The sequence below is a fragment of the Rivihabitans pingtungensis genome (genome assembly GCF_003201855.1).
In the GTDB taxonomy this organism is placed as follows: domain Bacteria; phylum Pseudomonadota; class Gammaproteobacteria; order Burkholderiales; family Aquaspirillaceae; genus Rivihabitans; species Rivihabitans pingtungensis.
Genome location: NZ_QJKI01000001.1, coordinates 65,943 through 91,339, shown reverse-complemented (window position 1 = coordinate 91,339; position 25,397 = coordinate 65,943). Strand labels below are relative to the sequence as shown.

The 25,397-nt window shown below is 65.6% G+C and carries 23 protein-coding genes, 1 pseudogene and 1 riboswitch; of the genes and pseudogenes, 19 read left to right on the top strand and 5 right to left on the bottom strand.

Features of this window, described 5'->3' with window-relative positions; translation table 11 throughout:
* The first annotated feature begins 326 nt into the window (after positions 1–326).
* From urtB to DFR34_RS00340, 17 genes are all read left to right on the top strand, one after another.
* On the top strand, positions 327–1,913 hold the full coding sequence (urtB, locus tag DFR34_RS00420; RefSeq protein ID WP_110389451.1) for an urea ABC transporter permease subunit UrtB: 1,587 nt from the start codon (positions 327–329) through the stop codon (positions 1,911–1,913).
* Between the two features lie 10 nt (positions 1,914–1,923).
* Positions 1,924–3,021 (top strand): urea ABC transporter permease subunit UrtC, encoded by a 1,098-nt coding sequence (gene urtC, locus DFR34_RS00415; RefSeq protein ID WP_110389186.1) that lies wholly within the window; start codon positions 1,924–1,926, stop codon positions 3,019–3,021.
* Positions 3,018–3,857 carry an urea ABC transporter ATP-binding protein UrtD gene (gene urtD, locus DFR34_RS00410; protein WP_110389185.1) on the top strand — a complete coding sequence of 280 codons (840 nt, stop codon included), beginning with the start codon at positions 3,018–3,020 and terminating at the stop codon, positions 3,855–3,857. Before urtC ends, urtD begins: the two co-directional genes overlap by 4 nt.
* Positions 3,858–3,886: 29 nt before the next feature.
* Complete coding sequence (gene urtE, locus DFR34_RS00405) at positions 3,887–4,585, top strand: urea ABC transporter ATP-binding subunit UrtE (protein WP_110389184.1); 699 nt, start codon at positions 3,887–3,889, stop codon at positions 4,583–4,585.
* 610 nt (positions 4,586–5,195) lie between these two features.
* On the top strand, positions 5,196–6,041 hold the full coding sequence (locus tag DFR34_RS00400; protein ID WP_110389183.1) for an urease accessory protein UreD: 846 nt from the start codon (positions 5,196–5,198) through the stop codon (positions 6,039–6,041).
* Between the two features lie 95 nt (positions 6,042–6,136).
* Positions 6,137–6,439, top strand: a complete 303-nt coding sequence (gene ureA, locus DFR34_RS00395; protein ID WP_110389450.1) for an urease subunit gamma — start codon at positions 6,137–6,139, stop codon at positions 6,437–6,439.
* 20 nt (positions 6,440–6,459) lie between these two features.
* Positions 6,460–6,765 carry an urease subunit beta gene (locus DFR34_RS00390; RefSeq protein WP_110389182.1) on the top strand — a complete coding sequence of 102 codons (306 nt, stop codon included), beginning with the start codon at positions 6,460–6,462 and terminating at the stop codon, positions 6,763–6,765.
* Positions 6,762–8,462, top strand: coding sequence for an urease subunit alpha (gene ureC / locus DFR34_RS00385; RefSeq protein WP_110389181.1), 1,701 nt, complete (start codon positions 6,762–6,764; stop codon positions 8,460–8,462). The genes DFR34_RS00390 and ureC overlap by 4 nt, the downstream gene beginning before the upstream one ends.
* 8 nt (positions 8,463–8,470) lie before the next feature.
* Complete coding sequence (gene ureE, locus DFR34_RS00380; RefSeq protein WP_110389180.1) at positions 8,471–8,989, top strand: urease accessory protein UreE; 519 nt, start codon at positions 8,471–8,473, stop codon at positions 8,987–8,989.
* Entirely contained in the window at positions 8,986–9,666 is a 681-nt protein-coding gene (locus DFR34_RS00375) for an urease accessory protein UreF (RefSeq protein WP_110389179.1), read from the top strand. The genes ureE and DFR34_RS00375 overlap by 4 nt, the downstream gene beginning before the upstream one ends.
* Before the next feature lie 407 nt (positions 9,667–10,073).
* Positions 10,074–10,706: an urease accessory protein UreG gene (gene ureG / locus DFR34_RS00370; RefSeq protein ID WP_110389178.1), complete on the top strand. Its 633-nt coding sequence runs from the start codon at positions 10,074–10,076 to the stop codon at positions 10,704–10,706.
* Positions 10,699–11,265, top strand: a complete 567-nt coding sequence (locus DFR34_RS00365) for a HupE/UreJ family protein (protein ID WP_110389177.1) — start codon at positions 10,699–10,701, stop codon at positions 11,263–11,265. The genes ureG and DFR34_RS00365 overlap by 8 nt, the downstream gene beginning before the upstream one ends.
* 88 nt (positions 11,266–11,353) lie before the next feature.
* On the top strand, positions 11,354–11,683 hold the full coding sequence (locus tag DFR34_RS00360) for a DUF4351 domain-containing protein (protein WP_158281701.1): 330 nt from the start codon (positions 11,354–11,356) through the stop codon (positions 11,681–11,683).
* Positions 11,684–11,867: 184 nt separating this feature from the next.
* Complete coding sequence (gene leuS, locus DFR34_RS00355) at positions 11,868–14,486, top strand: leucine--tRNA ligase (protein WP_110389175.1); 2,619 nt, start codon at positions 11,868–11,870, stop codon at positions 14,484–14,486.
* A gap of 335 nt (positions 14,487–14,821) precedes the next feature.
* Entirely contained in the window at positions 14,822–15,349 is a 528-nt protein-coding gene (locus tag DFR34_RS00350; protein WP_110389174.1) for an LPS-assembly lipoprotein LptE, read from the top strand.
* Complete coding sequence (holA, locus tag DFR34_RS00345; RefSeq protein ID WP_110389173.1) at positions 15,330–16,340, top strand: DNA polymerase III subunit delta; 1,011 nt, start codon at positions 15,330–15,332, stop codon at positions 16,338–16,340. Before DFR34_RS00350 ends, holA begins: the two co-directional genes overlap by 20 nt.
* A 278-nt stretch (positions 16,341–16,618) precedes the next feature.
* Positions 16,619–16,891: a hypothetical protein gene (locus DFR34_RS00340; protein ID WP_110389172.1), complete on the top strand. Its 273-nt coding sequence runs from the start codon at positions 16,619–16,621 to the stop codon at positions 16,889–16,891.
* A gap of 477 nt (positions 16,892–17,368) precedes the next feature.
* Here the strand turns inward: DFR34_RS00340 and DFR34_RS00335 are convergent.
* The 5 genes and pseudogenes from DFR34_RS00335 to DFR34_RS00315 all read right to left on the bottom strand — a co-directional run bounded on the left by DFR34_RS00335 (position 17,369) and on the right by DFR34_RS00315 (position 22,038).
* Positions 17,369–18,129: pseudogene (locus DFR34_RS00335) on the bottom strand (IS5 family transposase).
* Between the two features lie 65 nt (positions 18,130–18,194).
* Positions 18,195–18,647: a c-type cytochrome gene (locus DFR34_RS00330; RefSeq protein WP_110389170.1), complete on the bottom strand. Its 453-nt coding sequence runs from the start codon at positions 18,645–18,647 to the stop codon at positions 18,195–18,197.
* A gap of 35 nt (positions 18,648–18,682) precedes the next feature.
* A complete protein-coding gene (locus DFR34_RS00325) occupies positions 18,683–20,017 on the bottom strand; it encodes a DUF445 domain-containing protein (RefSeq protein ID WP_110389169.1) in 1,335 nt (444 codons plus the stop codon).
* Between the two features lie 8 nt (positions 20,018–20,025).
* Positions 20,026–20,811: an NAD(+) diphosphatase gene (gene nudC, locus DFR34_RS00320; protein WP_110389168.1), complete on the bottom strand. Its 786-nt coding sequence runs from the start codon at positions 20,809–20,811 to the stop codon at positions 20,026–20,028.
* Between the two features lie 51 nt (positions 20,812–20,862).
* On the bottom strand, positions 20,863–22,038 hold the full coding sequence (locus DFR34_RS00315; RefSeq protein WP_110389167.1) for a flagellar brake protein: 1,176 nt from the start codon (positions 22,036–22,038) through the stop codon (positions 20,863–20,865).
* Between the two features lie 159 nt (positions 22,039–22,197).
* Here DFR34_RS00315 and DFR34_RS00310 point away from each other — a divergent pair, with 159 nt between their 5' ends.
* Positions 22,198–24,468 carry a tetratricopeptide repeat protein gene (locus tag DFR34_RS00310; RefSeq protein WP_158281700.1) on the top strand — a complete coding sequence of 757 codons (2,271 nt, stop codon included), beginning with the start codon at positions 22,198–22,200 and terminating at the stop codon, positions 24,466–24,468.
* Between the two features lie 110 nt (positions 24,469–24,578).
* The gene (locus DFR34_RS00305; RefSeq protein WP_110389165.1) at positions 24,579–24,959 is read left to right on the top strand and encodes an MAPEG family protein; all 381 of its coding nucleotides are present in this window, start codon (positions 24,579–24,581) and stop codon (positions 24,957–24,959) included.
* A 100-nt stretch (positions 24,960–25,059) separates the two neighbouring features.
* Positions 25,060–25,279: riboswitch (cobalamin riboswitch) on the top strand.
* The last annotated feature ends 118 nt before the right edge of the window (positions 25,280–25,397 follow it).

Below are 25,397 nucleotides of genomic sequence, written 5' to 3'. Positions count from 1 at the left end.
GGCCAGGAGGGTTTTGTGAGCAACGCTTAGAGCTGCTAACAAAACCCCCTGGCGTTGTTGTGTGACCTTGCCGTACTGCTTTTGTACTGTCTGCGGTCACACGCCTAGCCAGGGCCGCTTCGCTGGGTTTTGTTAGCGACTCTTAGCCGGGCGTGCGCTGGTTTCCCCTGAAGCCACTGGCGCGCGCTGGTTATCCCTGGCCACAGGGATGGGCTGGTGCGGTAGATACCCGCCGAGGCTGGCCCGCCGTGCATCCCGCTGCACGGTTGTGTTTGTGCGGGGCGCTGGCCGCCCCGTTTTTTTCCAATTTTTCCAAGGATTTGGGCATGCGTTCACGCTTATTGCACGCCATTTTGCCGTGGCTGGCGCTGCTGATGTGCTGGCCGGCCTGGGCGGATAGCCCGGCGCAGGCGCTGGTGCAAGCCGATGCCGGCGCGCGCGCCGAATTGATCGAACGCTGGGCGGCCGAAGGCCAGCCGGCGCAGGCGGCCTTGATGCAGGCGCTGGCCGAAGGCCGGCTGTACCAAAACGCCGACGGCAAGGCCTATGTGCAAACCGACGCCGGTTTTGCCGACGCCGACAGCGGCCAGGCGGTGAAGGTGGACGAAAGCACGCTGGAAGCCATCCCGTTGAATAACCGGGTGCGCGCCGCGCTGGACATCGCCCACGCCGCGCGCGCCTTGAGCGCGCCAGAAGCCAGCGCCCGGCTGGCGGCGCTGCGCACCCTGGCCGACGCCAGCTCCAGCGCGCTGCTGCCGCTGCTGGATGCGCAACTGAAACAAGAAACCGACCCGGCGGTGCGCACCGCCATCGGCCAGGTCAGCGCCAATCTGCGCCTGAGCCATGCCGACGCCGCGCAACGCAAACAAGCGGTGATTGCGCTGGCCGACAGCGCCGACCCGGCGGTGCGCACCCGCTTGCAAGCGCTGACCGAGCCGGCCAACGAGCCCGACGCCAGCGTGCGCGCCGCCGCCGCCAGCAGCGTCAAGGCCATGGACAGCCGCCTGTTCATGTTCGAGCTGCTCGGCCACGCCTTCAGCGGCGTCAGCCTGGGCTCGGTGCTGCTGCTGGCGGCGCTGGGCCTGGCCATCACCTATGGCCTGCTGGGGGTGATCAATATGGCGCACGGCGAGATGCTGATGCTGGGCGCGTATTCCACTTATGTGGTGCAAATGCTGTTTCGCCAATACTGGCCCGAGCAGTTTGGCGCCTACCTGATTGCCGCGCTGCCGGTGGCGTTTGTGGTGACTGCGCTGATTGGCATGGCGCTGGAACGGCTGGTGATTCGCCATCTGTATGGCCGCCCGCTGGAAACCCTGCTGGCCACCTGGGGCATCAGCCTGATGCTGATGCAAAGCGTGCGCGTGCTGTTTGGCGCGCAAAACGTAGAAGTGGCCAACCCGGACTGGCTGTCTGGCGGCTGGCAGCTCAACGCCGCGCTGACCCTGCCGTATAACCGCATCGCCATTATCGGCTTTGTGCTGGCGGTGCTGCTGCTGACCTGGCTGCTGCTGAACAAAACCCGGCTGGGGCTGTTTGTCCGCGCGGTGACGCAAAACCGCCGCATGGCCGACTGCGTGGGCGTGCCCACCGGCCGGGTGGACATGCTGGCCTTTGGCCTGGGCTCGGGCATTGCCGGGCTGGGCGGGGTGGCGCTAAGCCAGATTGGCAACGTCGGCCCCGACCTGGGCCAGGGTTATATCGTTGACAGCTTCATGGTGGTGGTGCTGGGTGGCGTCGGCCAACTGGCCGGCACCGTGGTGGGGGCGATGGGCCTGGGCATGGTCAATAAAATCCTCGAGCCGCAAGTGGGCGCCGTGCTGGGCAAAATCGCCATCCTCGCCTTCATCATCCTGTTCATCCAGAAACGTCCGCAAGGCCTGTTTGCCCTCAAGGGCCGGGTGATCGACTAGGAGCCAGAGCATGCATCAACCGTATTCACAACGCCTGATTGGCGCACTCGGCCCGGCGCAGGCGCGCCTGCTGGGCGGGCTGGCGCTGGCCAGCCTGGTCGCCCTGCCCATCATGCACCTGTTGCCAGAGAGCCACGCCCTGCATGTGTCGGCCTACACGCTGACCCTGGCCGGCAAGATTCTGTGCTACGCGATTGTCGCGCTGGCCATGGATCTGGTGTGGGGCTACACCGGCCTGCTCAGCCTGGGCCATGGGCTGTTTTTTGCCCTGGGCGGCTATGGCATGGGCATGTATCTGATGCGCCAGATTGGCCGCGACGGCAATTACCAAAGCGACCTGCCGGACTTCATGGTGTTTCTCGACTGGAAAACCCTGCCGTGGTACTGGCAAGGCACCGACAGCTTTGTCTGGTCCATGCTGCTGGTGGTGCTGGTTCCTGGCCTGTTGGCGCTGGGCTTTGGCTGGCTGGCGTTTCGCTCGCGCATCAAGGGGGTGTATTTCTCGATCATGACCCAGGCGCTGACCTTTGCCGCCATGTTGCTGTTTTTTCGTAACGAAACCGGCTTTGGCGGCAATAACGGCTTTACCGACTTCAAGCGCATTCTGGGCTTTCCGGTGGCGGCCCCGGCCACCCGCGCCGTGCTGTTTTTGCTCACCGTGCTGCTGCTGGTGCTGGCGCTGTACGGCGGCTGGAAGCTCACCCGCTCCAAATTCGGCCGCATCCTCACCGCCGTGCGCGACGCCGAATCGCGGCTGATGTTCTGCGGCTACAACCCGCTGGGCTACAAGCTGTTCATCTGGGTGTTGTCGGCGGTGATTTGCGGCGTAGCCGGCGCGCTGTACGTGCCGCAGGTGGGCATTATCAACCCCTCGGAAATGTCGCCGGGCAACTCGATTGAAATCGCCATCTGGGTGGCGGTGGGCGGGCGCGGCACGCTGATTGGCCCGCTGCTGGGCGCCGGGCTGATCAACCTGGCCAAGAGCTGGTTCACCGTGGCGTTTCCCGAATACTGGCTGTTTTTTCTGGGCTTTTTGTTCATCGCCGTCACGCTGTTCCTGCCGCGTGGGGTGATGGGCCTGCTCACCCGCAAAGGAGCTTCCACATGAGCCCGCGCACCGACGCCGCCACTGGCGAAGACTTTGGCTGGGAAGGCGAGGCCACCGGCCTGGCCCGTCCGGTGGACGCCAGCCAACTGGACACCCGCCACGGCGATATTTTGTATCTGGACGATATCACGGTGAGTTTTGACGGCTTTCGGGCGCTGAACAAACTCACCCTGGACATCGCCGTGGGCGAGCTGCGCTGCATCATCGGCCCCAATGGCGCCGGCAAGACCACCATGATGGACGTCATCACCGGCAAAACCCGCCCGGACGCCGGCACGGCATTTTTTGGCCAGACCATCGACCTCACCCGGCTGAACGAACCGACCATCGCCCAGATTGGCATTGGCCGCAAATTCCAGAAGCCGACGGTGTTCGAGGCGATGACCGTGGCGGAAAACCTGGAAATCGCCCTGAAAACCGATAAATCAGTCTGGGCCAGCCTGCGCGCCCGGCTCTCCGGCCAACAGCGCGACCGCATCGACGAGCTGCTGGGGCTGATCCGCCTGGGCGAGCAACGCCAGCGCGAAGCCGGCCTGCTCTCGCACGGGCAAAAGCAATGGCTGGAAATCGGCATGCTGCTGGCGCAAGAGCCCAAGCTCTTGCTGCTGGACGAACCCGTAGCCGGCATGACCGACGCCGAAACCGAAAAAACCGCCGAACTCCTGCTCACCCTCAAGGGCAAGCACTCGCTGATGGTGGTCGAGCACGACATGGCCTTTGTCGGCGCCATCGCCGAAAAAGTCACCGTGCTGGCCGAAGGCAGCGTGCTGGCCGAAGGCAGCCTGGCCCAGGTGCAAGCCGACGAGCGGGTGATTGAAGTCTACCTGGGCCGCTGACGCGGCCCGCTGAAAGAAAGCGCATAACCATGCTGAAAGTGGACGCTCTCAACCAATACTATGGCGGCAGCCACATCCTGCGCGACATCAGCTTCACCGCGCCCATCGGCCAAACCACCTGCCTGCTGGGCCGCAACGGCGTGGGCAAAAGCACCCTGCTCAAATGCCTGATGGGGCAAATCCCGGCGCGCAGCGGCGAAATCGTCTGGCAAGGCAAACGCCTGAATAATACTGCCCCGCACCAGCGCGTGGCCCAAGCCGTCGCCTACGTGCCGCAAGGCCGGGAAGTCTTCGCCCGCCTCACCGTCGAAGAAAACCTGAAAATGGGCCTGGCGCGCTTCTCGGGCAAAACCGGGCGCGACATCCCCGACTTTGTTTACCAGATGTTCCCGGTGCTGGCCGACATGAAACACCGCCGTGGCGGAGATTTATCCGGCGGCCAGCAACAACAACTCGCCATCGGCCGCGCCCTGGTCAGCCAACCCAAACTGCTGATCCTGGACGAACCCACCGAAGGCATCCAACCATCCATCATCAAACAAATCGGCGAAGTCATCCGCCAACTCGCCCAACGCGGCGACATGGCCATCCTGCTGGTGGAACAGTATTACGACTTCGCCGAACAACTCGCCGACCAATACCTGGTGATGTCACGCGGCGAAATCATCCGCCAGGGGCGCGGCGAAGATATGGCCAAGGAGGGCGTGCGGGAACTGCTGGCGATTTAGCGCCGCTCACAAAACCCTCCTGGCGTTGTTGCCCGACCTTGCCGTACTACCCGTACTGTCTGCGGTCGCGCGCCTAGCCAGGACCGCTTCGCTGGGTTTTGTGAGCGACGCTATGTAAGTGGAAACAAGGATGAGGGAAATCGTGGGGACAGAGGTGAAGCAATGGGGCCAGCTCGTTGTGTTTTGTGAGCGATGCTAAACCCGCGCCAAACCAAGTTACAACGCGCAGCCCGCTGCGCTTAACCGGGTTTGGGCCCCATAAAGCCCGCTGAGCATCGCAGCCAGCCCGGGGGCAGTCCGGCCCGGCTAAGCGACGCCGCAGGCGGCGCGCCATTCCGGGACGGCCCGGGCTGGCGAGAAGCGCAAGGGACCACCGACGCCGCAGGCGGCGGACGGGCGGGCGTCCTGGGGTCGCCTTTCTTTGCCTACTTTCTTTGGCGAAGCAAAGAAAGTAGGGCGGCTGCGGGACGCACTCCCGCCCAAAATCAGTCCCCGCGCGACAGCGCGGCTCCCTTTTCACTATTCACCCACCCCAATACCCCACATGCGCCCTCCCCGCTTGCCAAGCCCAACAAATCCGGGACAATCCCCCTATTTACCAGAGACCCCCATGAACGCCCACGCCACGCCCCCCTGGCACACCGGCTGGCAAGCCGAACTGGAACTGGCCTACCAGCGCCGCGACGGCGCCAGCCTGCCCAGCCGGCGCTGGCATCGCGGCCCGCTGCGGGTGCAAAAACACTTCCACCCCGAAGGCCCGGACGTCTGCCACCACATCATCGTCCACCCGCCCGGCGGCATCGCCGGCGGCGACCACCTGCGCCTGGACCTCGACCTCGGCCCCGACAGCCACGCCCTGCTCACCAGCCCCGGCGCCGCCAAATGGTATCGCTGCCAGCACACCCCGGCGCAACAAACCCTCAGCGCCCGCCTGGCCGCTGGCGCGGTGCTGGAATGGCTGCCGCAAGAAACCATCCTGTTTTCTGGCGCGCGCGCCGAACTCAGCGCCCATATCGAACTGGCCGGCGACGCCCGCCTGCTGTGGGGCGACGTGGTGTGCCTGGGCCGGCCCGCCGCTGGCGAACGTTTTGCTTGCGGCCACTGGGCACAGCACAGCGAACTGTGGCGCAATGGCCAATTAATCTGGCACGAACAGCTATGGCTGGACGGCGACGACCCCCTGCTGGACGCCGCCGCCGGCCTGGCCGGCCACGGTGTGGCCGCCACCCTGCTGTGGGCCGGCCCCGAACTGGACGAACCCGCCATGGCGCTGGCGCGCGCCTGCTGCGCCGAACACGGCCACGCCGCCTGCACGCAACTGCCCGGCGTCTGGCTGGCGCGCTGGCTGGGTGACTCCGCCGAAGCGGCGCTGGCCTGGCAACGCGCACTGTGGACAGCGCTGCGCCCCCATTGGCTGCAACGCCCGGCGCACGCGCCGCGCATCTGGCGCACTTGATAACGTGGCAGTTGCCTTGCCCACTGCCCGGCGCGCCGGGCCAGATTGAACAACGCAAATCCGATCAATGCACCGATCACAATGAAGGAACCCGCATGGAACTGACGCCCCGCGAAAAAGACAAGCTCTTGCTGTTCACTGCCGCCTTGCTGGCCGAGCGGCGCAAGGCGCGCGGCCTGAAGCTGAACTACCCGGAAGCCGTGGCCTATCTGTCGGCGGCGATCATGGAAGGCGCGCGCGATGGCCGCACGGTGGCCGAGCTGATGCACGAAGGCACCACCCTGCTCACCCGCGCCGACGTGATGGACGGCGTGGCCGAGATGATCAGCGACATCCAGGTGGAAGCCACCTTTCCCGACGGCACCAAGCTGGTCACCGTTCACCAGCCCATCGTCTGAACCCGCAAAGGACACACGCCATGATTCCCGGAGAAATCCGCGCCGCTGACGGCGAGATCGAACTGAACGCCGGCCGCGCCTGCATCACCCTGGTGGTGGCCAATAGCGGCGACCGGCCCATTCAGGTGGGCTCGCACTACCATTTTTTTGAAACCAACGACGCCCTGCAATTTGACCGCGCCGCCGCGCGCGGCTTTCGGCTGAACATTCCATCCGGCGCCGCCGTGCGCTTTGAGCCGGGGCAAACCCGCACCGTCGAGCTGGTCGAGCTGGCCGGCGCGCGCCGGGTGTATGGATTTCAGGGCAAGGTGATGGGGGCGCTATGAAACTGAGCAGACAAGCCTACGCCGAGATGTTCGGCCCGACCGTGGGCGACAAGGTGCGGCTGGCCGACACCGAGCTGTGGATCGAAGTCGAGCAGGATTTCACCGTGTACGGCGAAGAAGTCAAATTCGGCGGCGGCAAGGTGATTCGCGACGGCATGGGCCAGGGTCAGGCGCTGGCCGCCGAGGTGATGGACACGGTGATCACCAATGCGCTGATTCTGGACCACTGGGGCATCGTCAAGGCCGACATCGGCCTGAAGGCCGGGCGCATTGCCGGCATCGGCAAGGCCGGCAACCCGGATATTCAACCCGGCGTGACGCTGCTGATTGGCGCGTCCACCGAGATTATTGCCGGCGAAGGCTGCATCATCACTGCGGGCGGCATCGACACCCATATTCACTTCATCTGCCCGCAGCAAATCGAAGAAGCGCTGATGAGCGGCGTCACCACCATGATTGGCGGCGGCACCGGCCCGGCCACCGGCACCAACGCCACCACCTGCACCTCGGGGCCGTGGCATCTGGCGCAGATGCTCAAGGCGGCGGACAGCTTCCCGATGAACCTGGGCTTTACCGGCAAGGGCAACGCCAGCCTGCCCGAGCCGCTGCGCGAGCAGGTGCGCGCCGGCGCCATCGGCCTGAAGCTGCATGAAGACTGGGGCACCACCCCGGCCGCCATCGACAACTGCCTGTCGGTGGCCGACGAAATGGACGTGCAGGTGGCCATCCACACCGACACGCTGAACGAATCCGGCTTTGTCGAAGCCACCTTTGCCGCCTTCAAGGGTCGGGTGATTCACACCTACCACACCGAAGGCGCAGGCGGCGGCCATGCCCCGGACATCATCAAGGCCTGCGGCCAGCCCAATGTGCTGCCCAGCTCGACCAACCCCACCCGGCCGTACACGGTGAACACCATCGACGAGCATCTGGACATGCTGATGGTGTGCCACCACCTCGACCCGAGCATTGCCGAAGACGTGGCTTTTGCCGAAAGCCGCATCCGCCGGGAAACCATCGCCGCCGAAGACATCCTGCACGATCTGGGGGCGTTTTCGATGATTTCGTCCGACAGCCAGGCCATGGGCCGGGTGGGCGAGGTGATTTTACGCTGCTGGCAAACCGCCGACAAAATGAAGCGCCAGCGCGGCGCGCTGCCGGACGACGGCCCGGGCAATGACAACTTCCGCGCCAAGCGCTACATCGCCAAATACACCATCAACCCGGCGCTCACCCACGGCGTGGCGCACGAGGTGGGCAGCGTCGAAGTCGGCAAGCTGGCTGACCTGGTGCTGTGGAAGCCGGCGTTTTTTGGCGTCAAGCCCAGCCTGATCCTCAAGGGCGGCATGATCGCCGCCGCCGCCATGGGCGACGCCAACGCCAGCATCCCCACCCCGCAGCCGGTGCACTACCGGCCGATGTTCGGCGCTTTTGGCGCGGCGATGACCGCCACCTCGGTGACCTTTGTCTCGCAAGCCGCGCTGGACGCCAATATCGGCCAGCAACTTGGCCTGGCCAAGCGCCTGGTGGCGGTGCAGGGCTGCCGCAGCGTGCAAAAAACCGACCTGATCCACAACAACTGGCTGCCGGACATCAGCGTCGATCCGCAAACCTATCAGGTGCGCGCCAACGGCGAGCTGCTGTGGTGCGAGCCGGCCGAGGTGCTGCCGATGGCGCAGCGGTATTTTCTGTTCTGAGGCCGCCCATGCTCACCCTGACCCGACACGCCGAGCCCGGCGAACACTGGGACGCCGAACTGGCCATGACCCACGAGCTGCGCTGCAAAACCCGGCTGCGCACCCGCAGCGCCGACGGCGAGGACGTGGCGCTGTTTCTGGCCGCCGGCAGCCCGCCGCTGGCCGACGGCGACCGCCTGCTGGCCAACGACGGCCGGGTGGCGCGCGTGCGCGCCCTGCCCGAGCCGTTGCTGCACGTCACCGCCGCCGACGCGCGCGAACTCACCCGCGCCGCCTACCACCTGGGCAACCGCCATGTGCCGGTGCAAGTGGGCGAGGGCTGGCTGCGCCTGGCCGAAGACAGCGTGCTGCACGCCATGCTCGATCAACTGGGCGTCAGCGTGCAGGCGCTCAACGCACCGTTCCAGCCGGAATCCGGCGCCTACGGCGGCGGCCATCACCACTCGCACGGCAAGGACAGCGTGTTTCAGTACGCGCCGCGCCTGCACCAGTTTCGCCGCGACGGCAGCCCGGACGACAGCGCATGACCCCGCTGGCCGCCCTGCAATGCCTGCGTCTGGCCAGCCCCGGCCTGCCGATTGGCGCCTACAGCTACTCGCAAGGGCTGGAAACCGCCATTGATCTGGGCCAGATCCACGACCGCGCCAGCGCCGAGCACTGGCTGCGCGGCCTGCTGGCCGGCCCGGTCAGCCGCTACGACGCGCCGATGCTGGCGCGCGCCCATCGCGCCAGCGCCGCCAACGACGCGCCAGCGCTAGTGGCGCTGAACCAGACCCTGCTGGCCAGCCGCGACAGCCGCGAACAGCGTCAGGAAAGCGTGCAGATGGGCTATTCGCTGCGCCAGCTGCTGGCCGCCCTGCCGGAAACCGCCAGCCAGCCGCTGCCCGCCGCCCTGCAAGACGGCGAACTGGCCTTTTTGCTGGCCTATGGCTGGGCCGGCTGCCGGCTGGGGCTGGACGAAGCCACCGTGGTGCAAGCCTATCTGTGGGGCTGGCTGGAAAACCAGGTGATGGTGCTGATGAAGGCGTTGCCCATGGGCCAGACCGCCGGCCAGCAACTGATGTCCGCCCTGCTGCCGGCGCTGGCCGCCGCCAGCGAACAGGCGCTGACCCTGCCCGACGCCCGGCTGAGCGCCTTCGCCCCAATGCAAAGCTGGATGGCCCTGCGCCACGAAACCCAGTACAGCCGGCTGTTCCGCTCGTGATCGGGGCGGTTGGCGGTGTGCAAGGCGCGGTGGCTTTGGCCGGCTGAGTTTTCGCCCCCTCGCCACGCTGTGGCGCGCTGCTGGATTCCCGCCTGCGCTGGAATGACGAAGTGGGGCGCAACGTGTGGCTGGAGGAGATGACGAGGTGGCGCATCGTGCGCCACTCAGGTGGTGTGACCCGCCTCTGCGTCGTCCCCGCGCAGGCGGGGACCCAGGCCAGGGGCCACGGCGTACTGACGGTGAACTTGCCCTGGCCTTTTTTGCTGAGTTTCACCCCTCCCTGATGCTCACCCGCACCAAATCGCGTCGGTGAGGAGATAGGGGATGGGCAAATGGATTTTTTTATCTGACGATAGACCCCCGGCCCGCTGTCTGCGGCGGACGGGTTTTACTGTAAGGAGCGTTTCATGTCAGCCACCCCTTTGCGCGTGGGCATCGGCGGCCCGGTGGGCTCGGGCAAGACCCATCTCACCTGGGCTTTGTGCGCCGCGTTGCGCGAGCGTTACAACATCGCCGTGGTCACCAACGACATCTACACCCAGGAAGACGCCCAGTTTCTGGTGCGCAACGAGGCGCTGTCGCCGGATCGCATCATCGGCGTGGAAACCGGCGGCTGCCCGCACACCGCCATCCGCGAAGACGCCTCGATCAACCTCGAAGCCGTCGCCCGGCTGAACGCCCGCCATCCTGGCCTGGACGTGATTTTTGTCGAATCCGGCGGCGACAACCTGGCCGCCACCTTCAGCCCGGAATTGTCCGACCTGACCATCTACGTGATTGATGTCTCCGCCGGCGACAAGATTCCGCGCAAGGGCGGGCCGGGCATTTGCAAGTCTGACCTGCTGGTGATCAACAAAATTGACCTGGCCCCGCTGGTGGGCGCCTCGCTGGAGGTGATGGCGCGCGACGCCAAGACCATGCGCGGCGAGCGGCCGTTTTTGTTTTCCAACCTGAAAACCGGCCAGGGCCTGGCCGACATCATTGCCTTGATCGAAGAAAAAGGCATGCTCAATCTTGACCCGGAGGCGTCTCATGCGTAAATCCCTGCTTATCCTGCCGCTGGCCCTGGCCAGCAGCGCCGCCCTGGCGCACAGCGGCCACGCCGGCCATGACTCGGCCATGCTGGCCGGCCTGAGCCACCCGCTGGGCGGCGCCGACCACCTGCTGGCCATGCTGGCGGTGGGCCTGTGGGCCGGCCAGCAAGGCGGCGCCGCGCGCTGGCAAGCGCCGCTGGCCTTTGTCGCCCTGCTGGCGGTGGGCGGCGCGCTGGGCGCGGCCGGGCTGTGGCTGCCCGGCGTAGAAGCCGGCATCGCCGCCTCGGTGCTGGCGCTGGGCCTGCTGCTGGCCGCCCGCGCGCGCCTGCCGCGCTGGGCCGGCCTGGGCCTGACCGGCGGCTTTGCCCTGCTGCACGGCCTGGCCCACGGCGCAGAAATGCCGGCCAGCGCCAGCCTGCTGGCCTACGGTGCCGGCTTCATGGCCGCCTCCGCCGCGCTGCACCTGGCCGGCCTGGCGCTGTATGTGCCGCTGCACCGCATCAGCCGCGCCATCGGCGCACTGCTGGCGGTGGCGGGAGTGGGGTTGCTGCTGGGGATGGCGTAAGCGACCTGGCTTGGCGGGCGGCAGATGGATATTGTCTGGTTTGACAAATCGCCCGCCCGCCGGCCTGGCGGTCGTGCTGGACCGAATCTTGAACGAGAGCATGGACATGCTGGAAACCAATATCGACCGCTGGAAAGAACAGGCGCTGGCCGAGGGCCGCGAGCAAGGGATGTTGCTGGGCATGCAGCAGGGCATCCAGCAAGGCATGGCCAGCGGCATTGAGCAGGGGCGCCAGCAAGGGCTCGCCCAGGGTGAGCGTCAGCTTTTGCAGCGCTTGCTCGACCGGCGCTTTGGCCCTTTGCCAGATTGGGCGCTGGCGCGCCTGGCGCACGCCGACGCCGCGCAGCTGGAAGCCTGGAGCGAAGCCGTGCTGGACGCCGCCGCCTTGAGCGAGGTGCTCGGCGCGCCGCCGCACTGAGCGCCCAACCTTAGCTCATCCCTATTCTGGCCGCTCCCCCAGCCATTTTCATCAAGCCCCCCCCGCGCGCCGCCATGCACCGCTTGCCCGGCGCATGGCGGCGCGCGACATCGGGTATAATCGCCCGATTCCGCCTTTGGCGGCGCGTGCGCCGCCGTAACCGATTGCCGACACATTGCCCATCATGCAAGAACATTACTCTCCTCGTGATATCGAGCCCGCCGTGCAGGCGCGCTGGGAAAAAAACCAGATTTTCAAAGCCGTGGAAGACACCAGCCGGCCCAAGTTCTACTGCCTGTCGATGTTTCCCTACCCGTCGGGCAAGTTGCACATGGGCCATGTGCGCAACTACACCATTGGCGACGTGCTCAGCCGCTACAAGGCGCTGAACGGCTTTAACGTGCTGCAACCGATGGGTTGGGACGCCTTTGGCATGCCGGCGGAAAACGCCGCGATGAAGCACAACGTCGCTCCGGCGGCGTGGACTTACGAAAACATCGCCTACATGAAGCAACAGCTCAAGAGCCTGGGCTTTGCCATTGATTGGGACCGTGAAGTCACCACCTGCAAGCCGGATTACTACCGCTGGGAGCAATGGCTGTTCACCCGCCTGTTCCAGAAGGGCTTGATCTACAAGAAAAACGGCGTGGTCAACTGGGATCCGGTGGATCAAACCGTGCTGGCCAACGAGCAGGTGATCGACGGGCGCGGCTGGCGCTCGGGCGCGCTGGTGGAAAAGCGCGACATCCCGATGTATTACTTCCGCATCACCGCCTACGCCGACGAGCTGCTGGCCGACCTGGACACGCTGGACTGGCCGCCGCAAGTGGTGACCATGCAGAAAAACTGGATCGGCAAGAGCTTTGGCGCCGACATCACCTTTGCCTACGACGAAGCCAGCATCGGCCACGCCGGCCAGCTGAAGGTGTACACCACCCGTCCGGATACGCTGATGGGCGCCACCTACGTGGCCGTGGCGGCGGAACACCCGCTGGCCACCCAGGCCGCGCAGGGCAATGCCGAGCTGGCGGCGTTTATCGCCGAGTGCAAATCCGGTTCGGTGGCGGAAGCCGACATGGCCACCATGGAAAAGAAAGGCATGAACACCGGCCTGTTCGTCGTCCATCCGCTGACCGGCGAAAAACTGCCGGTGTGGGTGGCCAACTATGTGCTGATGGGCTACGGCGAAGGCGCGGTGATGGCGGTGCCGGCGCACGACGAGCGCGACTATGCCTTTGCCAACAAATACCAGCTGCCGATGGTGCAGGTGCTCAAGCCCACCGCCGACGGCCTGCCCGAGTTCGACGCCACCGTATGGCACGACTGGTACGCCATGAAAGAAGACGGCGCCACGGTGACGGTGAACTGCGGCAAGTACGACGGCCTGAGCGTCAGCGCCGCCTTTGACGCCATTGTCGCCGACCTGGCCGCCAAGCAAGCCGGCGAAAAGAAAACCCAATACCGCCTGCGCGACTGGGGCATCAGCCGCCAGCGCTACTGGGGCTGCCCGATTCCCATCATCCATTGCGACAGCTGTGGCGACGTGCCGGTGCCGGACGATCAGCTGCCGGTGGTGCTGCCGGAAGACGTGGTGCCGGACGGCATGGGTTCGCCGCTGGCCAAAATGCCCGAGTTTTACCAAACCACTTGCCCGTGCTGCGGCAAGCCGGCGCGCCGCGAAACCGACACCATGGATACCTTTGTCGAGTCCAGCTGGTACTTTGCCCGCTACGCCAGCCCGGATTGCACCACTGGCATGGTGGACGAGCGCGCCAATTACTGGATGAACGTCGATCAATACGTCGGCGGCATCGAACACGCCATTCTGCACTTGTTGTACGCGCGCTTCTTCAACAAGCTGATGCGCGACGAAGGCCTGCTGAACAACACCGAGCCGTTCCAGCGCCTGCTGACCCAGGGCATGGTGATTGCCGACACCTTCTACCGCGATCTGCCGGACGGCAAAAAAGACTGGATCAACCCGGCCGATGTCGATATGCAACGCGACGGCAAGGGCAAGATCATCCAGGCCGTGTTGCGCGCCGATGGCCAGCCGGTGGTGATTGGCGGCACGGAAAAAATGTCCAAGTCCAAGAACAACGGCGTGGACCCGCAAGCGCTGATCGAGCAATACGGCGCCGACACCGCCCGCCTGTTCATGATGTTTGCCGCCCCGCCCAGCCAGAGCCTGGAATGGTCGGACGCCGGCGTGGAAGGCGCGTTCCGCTTCCTCAAGCGGCTGTGGAAGACCGTGCATGAGCACGTGGCCGCTGGCGTGGCCAGCGCCTATCAGGGCGGTGAGCTCACGGCGGCGGAAAAAGCCCTGCGCTTCAAGCTGCACAGCACCATCCAGAAAGTCAGCGACGATTACGGCGTGCGCCAGCAGTTCAATACCGCCATCGCGGCGGTGATGGAGCTGCTCAACACCCTGGACAAAACCGCGTTGTCCGCCGAGCAAGGCCGCGCCGTAGCGCAGGAAACCCTGGAATCCGCCGTGCTGCTGCTGGCGCCGATTGTGCCGCACGTCACCGACGCGCTGTGGGGCGAACTGCGCCCGGGCACCACGCTGGAAGCCCAGCGCTGGCCGGCGGTGGACGCCAGCGCGCTGGTGCAGGACGAAATCGAGCTGATGGTGCAGGTTAACGGCAAGCTGCGCGGCAGCATCACCGTGGCCAAGGACGCCAACCGCGCAGTGATCGAGGCCGCCGCGCTGGCCAACGAGAACGTGCAAAAGTTCACCGAAGGCCAGCCGCCCAAAAAAGTGGTGGTGGTGCCGGGTCGTCTGGTCAATATCGTGGTTTGACGCCTTGCCCCGGCGTTGGCCGGGGCGGGTGGGTTTTTAGCGCCGCTCACAAAACTCAGCGCAGCGTTCCTGGCTAGGCACGCGGCCGCAGGCAGTACAACAAGTACGACAAGGCCGCGTAACAACGCCAGGCGGGTTTTGTTTAGCGCCGCTCACAAAACTCAGCGTAGCGTTCCTGGCTAGGCACGCGGCCGCAGGCAGTACAACAAGTACGACAAGGCCGCGTAACAACGCCAGGAGAGTTTTGTGAGCGGCGCTTAGCGGCTCTTAATTGGCGCGGGCCTCGCCCGCGCCTTGTCTATTGGACACCGACTTTTTTATCCGGAGTACGCCCGATGAATCGACGCACCTGGCTTGGCGCTGCCGCTGCTGCGCTGCTGTTGTCCGCGTGTGGTTTCCACCTGCGCGGCGTGGGCGGCGAAGTGCGCCCGCTGCCGTTCTCCAGCGTCTGGCTGGCCACTGGCGCCACCCAGCTGCACCCGCATCTGGAGCGCCAACTGCGCTTCCGCCCGGATGTGCAGATGGTATCGCAGCCGCAGGCTGCTGAAGCCATCCTCACCGTCACCGACGAGCGCACGGCCAAAGATATCCTCACCATCAACCGTGGCGGCAAGGTCAACGAATACGAGCTGACTTATCGCGTCACCGTGCGCGTCACCAAGAATGGCGTTGGCTACGGCGAGCCGATCACGGTGATGACCCGCCGTGAGTTCAGCTACACCGATAGCCAGGTGCTGGGTAAGGAACAGGAAGAACAACTGCTGTTCCGCGACATGCGCGAAGACGCCGCCACCCAGATTGTGCGCCGTCTGGCGGCGCTGAAACCTGTGGTCGAGCTGCCCGATGCCGGCAAAAAGCCTTGAGCAACTGCCGCGCGAGCTGGCCGCCGGCCTGGGCCCGCTGTATGTGATCCACGGTGAAGAAATGCTGCTGGCGCTGGAAGCCGCCGACAGCATCCGCGCCGCCGCCCGCGCGCAGGGCTACGACGACCGCGAAGTGCTGACTGTAGAAAGCCAGCATTTTGATTGGTCGCAGCTGGTGGAAGCCTCGCTCAGCGTGTCTTTGTTCGCCAGTCGCAAGCTGCTGGAAATCCGCCTGCCCGGCGGCAAGCCAGGTGCTGCTGGCAGCGAGGCGCTGATTCACTACGCCGCGCGGCTGCCTGCCGACACGGTGACGCTGATTTTGTTGCCCAAGCTGGACAAAACCCAGCTCAACAGCAAATGGTTTGAAGCGCTGTCCGCCGCTGGCGTCACCCTGGCGGCGCAGCCGGTGGATCGCCAGCACCTGCCCAACTGGGTGGCTGGCCGGCTGGCGCGCCAGCAACAGCAGCTGAACGACGAGGCCATGCAGTTTTTTGTCGAGCGGGTGGAAGGCAATCTGCTGGCCGCCCGGCAAGAAGTGGACAAGCTGGCCTTGCTGTTTCCTGCCGGCGCCACGCTGACCCTGGCCGACCTGCAAAGCGCGGTGGCCAATGTCGCCCGCTACGATGTGTTTCAGCTGTCCGAGGCCTGGCTGTCTGGCGACGCGCCGCGCACCGCGCGCATGTTGGATGGCTTGCAGGCCGAGGGCGAAACCCCGGTGCTGGTGGTGTGGCGGCTGGCCGACGAGCTGCGCGGCCTAGTGCGCATCCGCCAGGGCCTGCGCGAAGGCCGGCCGATGGCGCAGCTGCTGCGCGACAACCGGGTGTGGGGCGAGCGCCAGCGCCATATCGAACACGCCTTGCGCCGCCTGTCACTGCGCCGGCTGGCCGACGCGCTGGCCGCCTGCGCCGAGGTGGATCAGGCCATCAAGGGCGCCGCCAGCGACGACCCCTGGCTGTTGCTGCGCCGGCTGGCCCTGGGCTTGGCGAGCTGATTCACGGCGACGATTGCCCTGTGCAATTTAAGGCTGCGTATGCAAAACATGGCGGGCGTGGCGCCAGCGTCCAGTGAGTGATGCAGACCTCGCGCCCTGCCCAACTTTGTGCATTGCAATATTTTTCGCCCGCCCCCGGCTCATGCCAGCCATTGCACGGCCGCGCCGAATTAACCAAGCATTTGTTTTACAAATGTTTTATTTTTAAAATCATTCTGTCATCAGCCTGGCACGGCTTATGCTGATCATGCTGCGTCACCACATTGGGAGGACGCATCATGAAAGCCGCACTGATCTGGAACAGCCCGGCGTTGCCTGGCCGGCAACTGCGCATCACCCGTCCCCATCTGTACTGGCTGGCCGCGCTGATGGCCGGCGCCCTGGCCGCCACCTTGTGGATTGCGCTGACCGCGCTGGAATTTGTCCAGCAAGGCAATGGCGCGCTGGATACACACATGGCTGCAGGCGGCCTGCTCTTGCTGGCGCTGGGCGCGCTGGCGGCGTGTGTGGCATGCTTGTTGCTGCTGTATGAGCTGCGCCCGCAGGAGTAGCTGAACCCCACGACGCCCACGATATGCTGTTTTTCGCCGCCGGTCGCGCCGCTCTTGGGCTGCGGCTGAGTTCGAATCCCCTATCTCTCCGCCATACTCGCACGGGGCCGCCGTTAAGCGGCTCACAAAACCCAGCGCAGCGGTCCTGGCCAGGCGTGTGACCGCAGACAGTACAAGCAGTACGGCAAAGGTCACACCACAACGCCAGGGGGTTTTGTGAGCGGCCCTTATCGGATCAGGGGGTCAGGTTTCACTCTGCTTGATGCACCAGTGGTCAGAGAGAGGGGGCATGGGTGCAAACTGGCGTCGGGTATCTGTGACGACAAGCTGAGGGGGGAGTCGCTTTCAGCAAGTTCAGCAAGTCCCGGGCGCTGCGTGGCATTGGCTATTCTGCCTGCGGGTAAACCGCAGGCAGAAAAATCACATATTAGGGCGTGTCACCAATCAACCCCGACGTGATGAGCAGGTTTTAGCCGCTCATGCGAGCCAGACCATGGCAGCAGCAAGATGCACCGCACCAAGGAAGTTGCGCGCAGTCTTGTCGTATCGCGTTGCAATCGCACGGTACTGCTTGAGACGTGCAAAGAAGTTTTCAATCAGATGCCGTGCCTTGTACAGATCCCGGTCATGCTCGCGTGGCTGCCTGTTTGTCACCCGTGAGGGAATCACTACGATCTTGCCTTTGTCCAGCAGCGGCTTGATCAGCCGGGCATGCGCGTCATAGGCCTTGTCGGCGATGACAGCCTGCGCCGGAGAGTCCTTGAGCAGGGCATCAGCACCCAGGAGATCATGGGCCTGTCCGGGCGTGAGCAAAAAACCTGTCGGGTTGCCCAAAGCATCGACAGTGGCGTGAATTTTCGTGCTCAGGCCGCCTCGGCTGCGTCCGAGGGCTTGCTTGTCTGGATCCCCCCTTTTGCACCAGCGCTGTGCTGGTGGGCGCGCACAATGGTCGAATCGATCATGGCGTACTCGTTGTCCGCATCCTGCGCCAGGGCCTCGAACACCCGCTGCCATACACCCGTCCTGCTCCAGCGTGAGTGCCGGGTATGCACGACGCGAAAGTCGCCGAATCGCGCTGGCAGGTCGCGCCAGGGGATGGCTGCGCGGTAGCGGTACAGCACGGCATCGACGAAAAGACGGTTGTTCTTGGCTGTGGCTCCAGGCTGACCTGCCTGGCCGGGCAGCAAATCCTTGATGCGCTCCCACTGCGCATCGCTGAGGGCATATCTTTTACTCATGGCGCTTTACATTGGTGCCTGACCTGTGTCCTTCAACCCCTTCGGGTATTGATTGATGACACGCCCTAGCGTTGCGGGGCGCGGAAGCTGTCGTGGCAGCTCTTACAGGTGTTGGCCAGGGTGGCGTATTTGGCGCGGATGTCCTTGATGTCGCCGGCCTGGGCGCTGGCGGCCAGCGCGTCCACGGCGACGATCATGCCTTGCTGTTCTTTCTTGAAGGCGTCGGGCTGGCTCCAGATTTCCGGTTTGGCGCGGCTTTTGCCCACGGCGGTGCCGGGCACAAACAGCGGCCAGGGTTCGCGCGCCAGCATTTGCAGGGTTTTGGCCTGCTCGGCAAAGGCGTCCTTGCGATAGGGCTCGCGCTCGCGCACCACGGTGCCCATCGGCTCGAAGGTGCGCAGCATTTTCTTGAAGGCGGCGACGCGGGCTTCGGCGGTGGCGGCCGGGTCGGCAGCGTGGCTGAGGGCGGGGGCGGCCAGGGCGGCTACGGAGAGGATCAGGGACAGCAGCTTGTTCATGGTTGGGGTCGGTTCCAGACAAAAATCAAAAATAATCAGCTCAGCAGCAGGCGCAGCGCGGCAATCAGGCCGGCGGCGACGCCGCCCACCAGCGCGCCATTCACGCGGATCCATTGCAGCTCTTCGCCCACACGCGATTCGATCTGCGCCACCAATTGGGCGTCGGGCAGGCGTTCGGGCGACAGGCTCAGCCGCACGGTGTCGCCAATCAGCGCGTGATTTTGTTCGACAAAATGGTGAATCACCTGCTTGCACCAGCCGTCCAGCTTGTCGCGCAGGGCGGCGTCGGCGGCCAGGCTGACCAGCGCGTCGTCAATCAGATTGGCCAACAGGGTGTTGAGTTCTGAATGGCGGGCGCGCCATTGGCGTTGCACGCCGCTGCGCACGCTAAACAGCAGGCTGGCCACCAGCGGCGTGGTGTCCAGGCTGTGCAGCCATTGGCGCTGACTGGCGGCTAGGGCGGCGGTCAGCGCTGGGTCGCCGGCGCGCAGGCGCTCGGCCAGCCGGGTGAGCAGTTGCTCCAGCCGCTGGCGCAGCGGGTGCTCGGGCTCGGCGCGCAGCCGGGTGAGTTCTTCGCGCAGCCAGCCGACGATGCGGGCGGTGAGCAGGTCGAGTTTTTCTTCGTCGTTATCGCCTTGCAACTGGGTTTTGCCCAGCCAGGTCTTGGCCTTGCGCCACCAGTTGTCTTCTTCGTAGTCGCGCAGTGCTTCCAGCGCCAGCCGGGCGGTGGATTCCCTGACGCTTTGCGAGGCCAGCGCCTGATCCAGCAGCCGCACCAGGGTTTCCCACACGGCGGCGCGGCCGTCGTGCTCCAGTGCGTGCGCCAACAGCCGGCCCAGCGGCTGTGCCCAGTCCGCGTCGGCCAGGCGGGCGCGCAATTGGGTGTCGATAAAGCCGGCCAGGGCGGGCGAATCCAGCTGTTCGGTCAGCCGCAGCGCCAGCCGGCGGGCAATGCGCAGCGCGCGTTGGCGGTGGCGCGGTTGATTCAGCAGGGCCAGCAGCGCGTCGGCCAGCTGCACCGAGGCCAGCCGTTCACGAATGGCTGCTGGCGACAGCCATTGGGTTTGCACCATCTCGACAATGCCGGCGGTGATGCGCGCGCGGCTGTTGACCACGATATTGGTGTGCCGCGACAGCCAGGGAATGGGGATGCGGTGAAACAGCGCCGACACGGCAAACCAGTCGGCCAGGCCGCCGACGGTGGCGCCTTCGGCCGCGTGGCGGGCAATTTGCCAGGCCGGGTGCGTCAGCCAGCCGGCGGCGTGCACCGTTTCCAGCGCCAGCAGGCTGCCGGCGGCCAGGCTGAGCGAGACACCACCGCGATGGCGGGCCAGCCAGTCAGCCAATGGGGCGGCGGAGGGCGAAGACATGGCCGGGCTCAGCGCAGGATGTCCACCGCACGGTGGATCAGCCAGTGGGCAATGCTGGCCTGGCTGGGCAGCTCGGGCAGCGCGTCCAGGTCAAACCAGCAGGCAGATTCGATTTCGCCGGGCTGCGGGGTGATGTCGCCGTCCACGTAGTCGGCAATAAAGGCCAGCATCAGCGAATGCGGAAACGGCCAGCCCTGCGAGCCGACATAGCGCAGATTGTCGATGCGCACGCCGACTTCTTCCTGCACTTCGCGGTGCACGCAGGCTTCCAGCGTTTCGCCCGGCTCAACAAAACCGGCCAGCGCGCTATACACCCCCGGCGGAAAGTGCGGCGAGCGCGCCAGCAGCAGCTGGCGGCCGCGCACCACCAGCGCCATCATCGCCGGGGAGAGTTTCGGGTAGGCCAGCAGGCCGCAGCTGGGGCAGGCCTTGCCATGATCGTGGCCGTGGTTGTGCAAGGGGGTGGCGCAGGCCGAGCAGTAGCGATGGCTGCGGTCAAACTGGCGCAGCATGCTGGCGCGCGCCAACAGCGGTGCCCAGTCTGGTGGGGTTTGCCCGGCCAGCGCGGCGCGCAGGCTGGTTTCGCGCCAGTCGGCCGGTGGCGCACCCACCAGCTCGCCGACATAACACGGCGCGCCGTTCAGCTCTCCCAGATGACGCAAGCTGGTCAGCGCCGCCTCGCCCACGCGCGGCAGGCCGCCATGCGCGGGCAGGCACAGGCGCTGGTCGCGCCAGATCACACAGACATCGCCCGGCTGGGCCGGGCGGGTGGGGCTGGTAATGTCAAAGGGCATCGGGCAGGGCGGCAGAAAGCAAAACCCGCAGTGTACACCGCTCAGGGCGGATCAGCGCAGCAAGGCGGTCTGGCGCATGATTTCGTGATCCAGTTGCGCCACCAGCGGCGGCGGCGGATTCAGGAATTCACAGCCATAGTGCCAGGCTGGGCGCGGCGGCGGCCGGTGGGCACGATTGCACACCAGCAGATCCACCCGATGACAGCCGTCGTCCAGCGTCAACTGACAATCGTCCAGTCGGGTGCCGGGCGCCAGCTCGGGCTGGCTGGCATCCATGACAAAGCCGACACCACCGCTGCTAAGATCCTGCACTTGCACCTGTACACGGTGGCGGTGGCCGCGCATATCGCTCAGCCACAGTGCCAGTTGGCAATGCAGGCTGCCGGCCCGCCCCAGCTTGAGCCGATAGTGGTCGCGCCGTTGCAGGCGCAGCACGCTGTCGGGCAAGGGCGCCTGTAGCCACAGCTGCTCACCATGGTGATGAATCGTGGGGGCCAACAGGGCAAACTGCACCTTGATTTTGCTGACCGTGCTGTCCGCCACCACCCGTGGCGCCGCCAGCAGGGCTGCCAGGCTTGTGGGATGATCCCGCAATTGCAGGCTGAGATGGTCTTCATCCAGCGCCTGCCAGCAGGCATTCAGCGCAGCGTCCTCACCATCGGGATACAAACGCACCAACGCCTGCTGCCGGACAGCCTCAGCCAGCAGGGCGCGCACCTCCAGCGGGGCGGATAGCCGGTAGGCGCGCTGATAGGCCGGATCGTCCAGTTCAAAGCGGCTGGGCGGGGTGTTTTCGTCCGAGCGGGCCATGGCCAGCGCAAACACATGGTGGCGGTGGCCGGGCGGGGTGGCGCTCAGCACCGGCAGCAGCGCACGGCCCTCGGCACGCAAGGCCGGATGGGTCAGCAGTGCCTCCAGCAGGCCAGCGCTGCGCCAGGCATCGCTGCCATGGCGGTGAGCGTGATCGTCCAGCATGGCGGCCAGGGCATGGCTGTCCACCGCCGAGGCGTGCGGATCGTCCTGGTGAATTTGCAGGTGGGCAGCCCATTCCGGGGTCAGCTCCCCTACCTCGTGCAGGATGAGATCGGCGTCACTGTCTGGGTCGTGTACCAGCTTGAGCAAACAGGCCGCCAGCTTCACCCGCCCGTCATCCCAGCCGGAGGTAGACAAAGCGTGGTACAGGGTGGCACTGCAACGGCCCAGCGGGACATGCGCAAAATCATTCATGGTGAGCAGATCCTTGCTGACATATTCAGGTTGAGGGCGGCTATTTCATTACTATGGCATGTTATGGCCTGAGTATGACTGATATTTGCTGAATTGCCAGTCAGACGGCATCGGCAGGTATACTGCATGGCAACATTGTTTGCCGCACCGATACCGCTCATGACTGACACTGTCTTGCCTGCCTCTCCCGATACCTTGTACCGCCAGGCCCTGGGCCTGCTGCGCGCCGGCAATTGGCCAGCAGCCCTGCATTGCTGCCAGCAGGCCATTGAGCAGCTGCGCCAGGACGATCCACCGGATGCGCCACGGCTGGCCGCTTGCCTGGCACAGGCCGGGCGGGCGCACTGGCACCATCTGGCGCTGGCCGACAGCCGTGAATGCTGGGCTGAATCGCTGAACTGGCAGGACAGTACCGTGGTGCGCGGCTGGCTGGATGAAGCCGAACGCCTGCTGGCACGCCAGCAGGCCGGCGAGACGCCGCCGCCTGCCCCGGAGATGGACAACCCGCAAGCGCTGCGTCTGGCCTATCAGGCCGCCCTGCTCGCCCCGCAGGATGCCCCCGGCCTGACCCGGCTGGGCACCCTGCTGATGTTGCACCAGCGTGATGCCGAAGCGGCCAGCTATCTGGCCCGCTCGCTGGAAATCGACCCCACCCAGGCCCAGGCGGCCAGCAATCTGGGCCTGAGCCTGCTGAACCGCAAGCAATACGCCCAGGCGCGCAGCGTACTGGAAAACGCCCTGGCCCAGTATCCGGACGACCTGCATATCCAGATCAACCTGGCCAATGCCCTGGCGCAATGCGGCGAGCTGGCTGCCGCCATCGACATGCACGCCCGCGTGCTGGCCCGCCAGCCGGACGATGTGCACACGCTGGTGAATCTGGCCAGCCTGGAAATCCGCCGGCATGACTACGCCCAGGCGCAAACCTATCTCGATCAGGCGCTGGCGCTGGCGCCGCAGCATAGCGGCGCCTTGTCGGCGCAGGCCGACGCCTGGCGCTTTCAGCATCACTTCGAGCCGGCCATTGCCCTGCTGCGCACGCTGGGCGAGCGCGAGCCGCAGGTGGCCCACCATCCGCGCCGACTGGGCACGGCCCTGCGCATGCTGGGCCGCCACGCCGAAGCGCTGGCGGCATATCAGCGTGCGCTGGATATCGAGCCGGGCGACGCCGACACCTACAGCAACCTGTTGCTGGCCCTGCAATACAGCCCGGGCTACACCCCCGAGCAGGTATTTGCCTGGCATCGCGGCTTTGGCGAGCGTTACGAAGCGCCGCTGCCCTTGCCGCGCCACTTTCCGCACAGCCGCCAGCCCGAGCGCCGGCTGCGCGTGGGTTGGGTGTCCGGCGACTTCAACGCCCATCCGGTGGCCTACTTTGTTCTGCCGCTGTGGTCGGCGCTGGACCGTGTTCAGTTTGAATCGTTTGCTTACGACACCAGCCTGACTGCCGACAGCGTCACCGAGCGCCTGCAAGCACACGTTGACCACTGGCGGCGGGTGCGCGGACTGACCCACGAGGAACTGGCCCGGCAAATTGCCCACGACCGCATCGACATCCTGATTGATTTGTCTGGCCACACCGGCGGCCACCGCCTGCCAACCTTTGCCCGCAAGCCGGCGCCAGTGCAAGCCGCCTGGCTGGGCTATGCCGACACCACCGGGCTGAGCCGCATCGACTGGCGCTTGAGCGACCCCTATGGCGACCCGGACGGCGCTGAGGCGCGCTACACCGAACGATTGTGGCGATTGCCCGAGGTGTTTTGCTGCTACCAGCCGATGGTGCGCATGCCCGAACTGCGCGACAGCCCGGATTACGCCGTGCAACCCACCCCGGCGCTGGCCAATGGCCATATCACTTTTGGCTGCTGCAATAATTATTCCAAAATCACCAATGAAGTGATTGCCTTGTGGGCGCGGCTGTTACACGCCGCACCGCAGGCGCGACTGCTGCTGGAACTGGCCGGCATCAGTCATGAAGCCTCGCGCGACGAATTGCTGGCGCGCTTTGCCGTCCATGGCATCGACGCCGGCCGTCTGCAACTGGAAGACCGCCACCCGGCCTGGCAATACAAGCGCTATCACCAGATTGATATTTGTCTGGACCCTTTCCCGGCCACCGGCGGTACTTCCAGCTGTGATCTGCTGTGGATGGGCGTCCCGCTGGTGACGCTGGCCGGCGAGCGTTTTGCCTCGCGCCTGGGGGTCAGCCTGCTGAACGCCGTGGGCCACGCCGAATGGATTGCCGCCGATGCCGATGCCTATGTGGATATTGCGCTCGGCCTGGCTGCAGAGGTGACGGCGCTGAACGCCATCCGCCAGGAGATGCGCCCGCGCATGGAGGCCAGCCCGCTGATGGACGCCGAGCGCTTTGCCGGCCATTTTGCTGACGCACTGCGCGGCATGTGGCGGGACTGGTGCGCACAGGGCTGATGCTCACAGTGGCAGCACCCAGCGGCGTGCAGGATAAAGCACTGGCTGGCGACGTGGTGTTATAGTCAGCCAGCGCGGCCCATCATGCGCCGCCCTCCAGGAGATCGCCCATGCCGCTTGCCTACTGGTGCCTGCTGATTGCTGGCCTATTGCCCTATGCGTGGGCGCTGGTCGCCAAACTGGGCGCTCCCTACGACAACCACCGCCCGCGCGAGGTGCTGGCGCACGCGCAAGGCCACCGCAAGCGCGCCAACTGGGCGCAGGCCAATGCTTTTGAATCGCTGCCGCTGTTTATCGCGGCGGTGCTGGTGGCCAGCCTGCAACACGCCGACGCCGGCAAGATCGACAATGCCGCGCTGCTGTTTGTGCTGGCGCGCCTGGCGCACGGGCTGTTTTACATTGCCGACCTGGCTCGGCCGCGCTCGCTGGCCTGGCTATTGGGCATCGGCTGCGTGATGTATTTGTTCCTGCTGGCCGGCCGCGTGCTGTAATCCGCGACCCGCTGCTTTGCTGCACCGCAAAACCCGCGCCAGCCATCGCCCCGCTGTGCTACACTCCCCCGCCTTGCTGGCGCCCCAGCCTGCCGGATATACCTCCGAAGGCGGGGCCAGTCGTCACCACGATACGACTGACCGGGAAACACTGTCGCGCTTTTGCGCGGCTGCCTGTGCTGCCCCCGCAACGGTTAGCGCCCGTTTTGCCCTGATGGGGCAAGACTAGCCGGACGAAACGCCACTGCATCGCCTGATGTGGGAAGGCTCGTCCGAGGAAGGACGCCAGCCCGGATACCGGACGGCAAGGGCGGCGATGTTCGCCGTCTTGTGAGGCGCTGCGGCGGGCGGCGCGCTGGGTGCGCATGGCTCGTTCGGGTCAGGCGTGGCCAGGGCGCGCCTGTGCGGCGCCTTGTCCGTCTGACCGGACATGCGGGG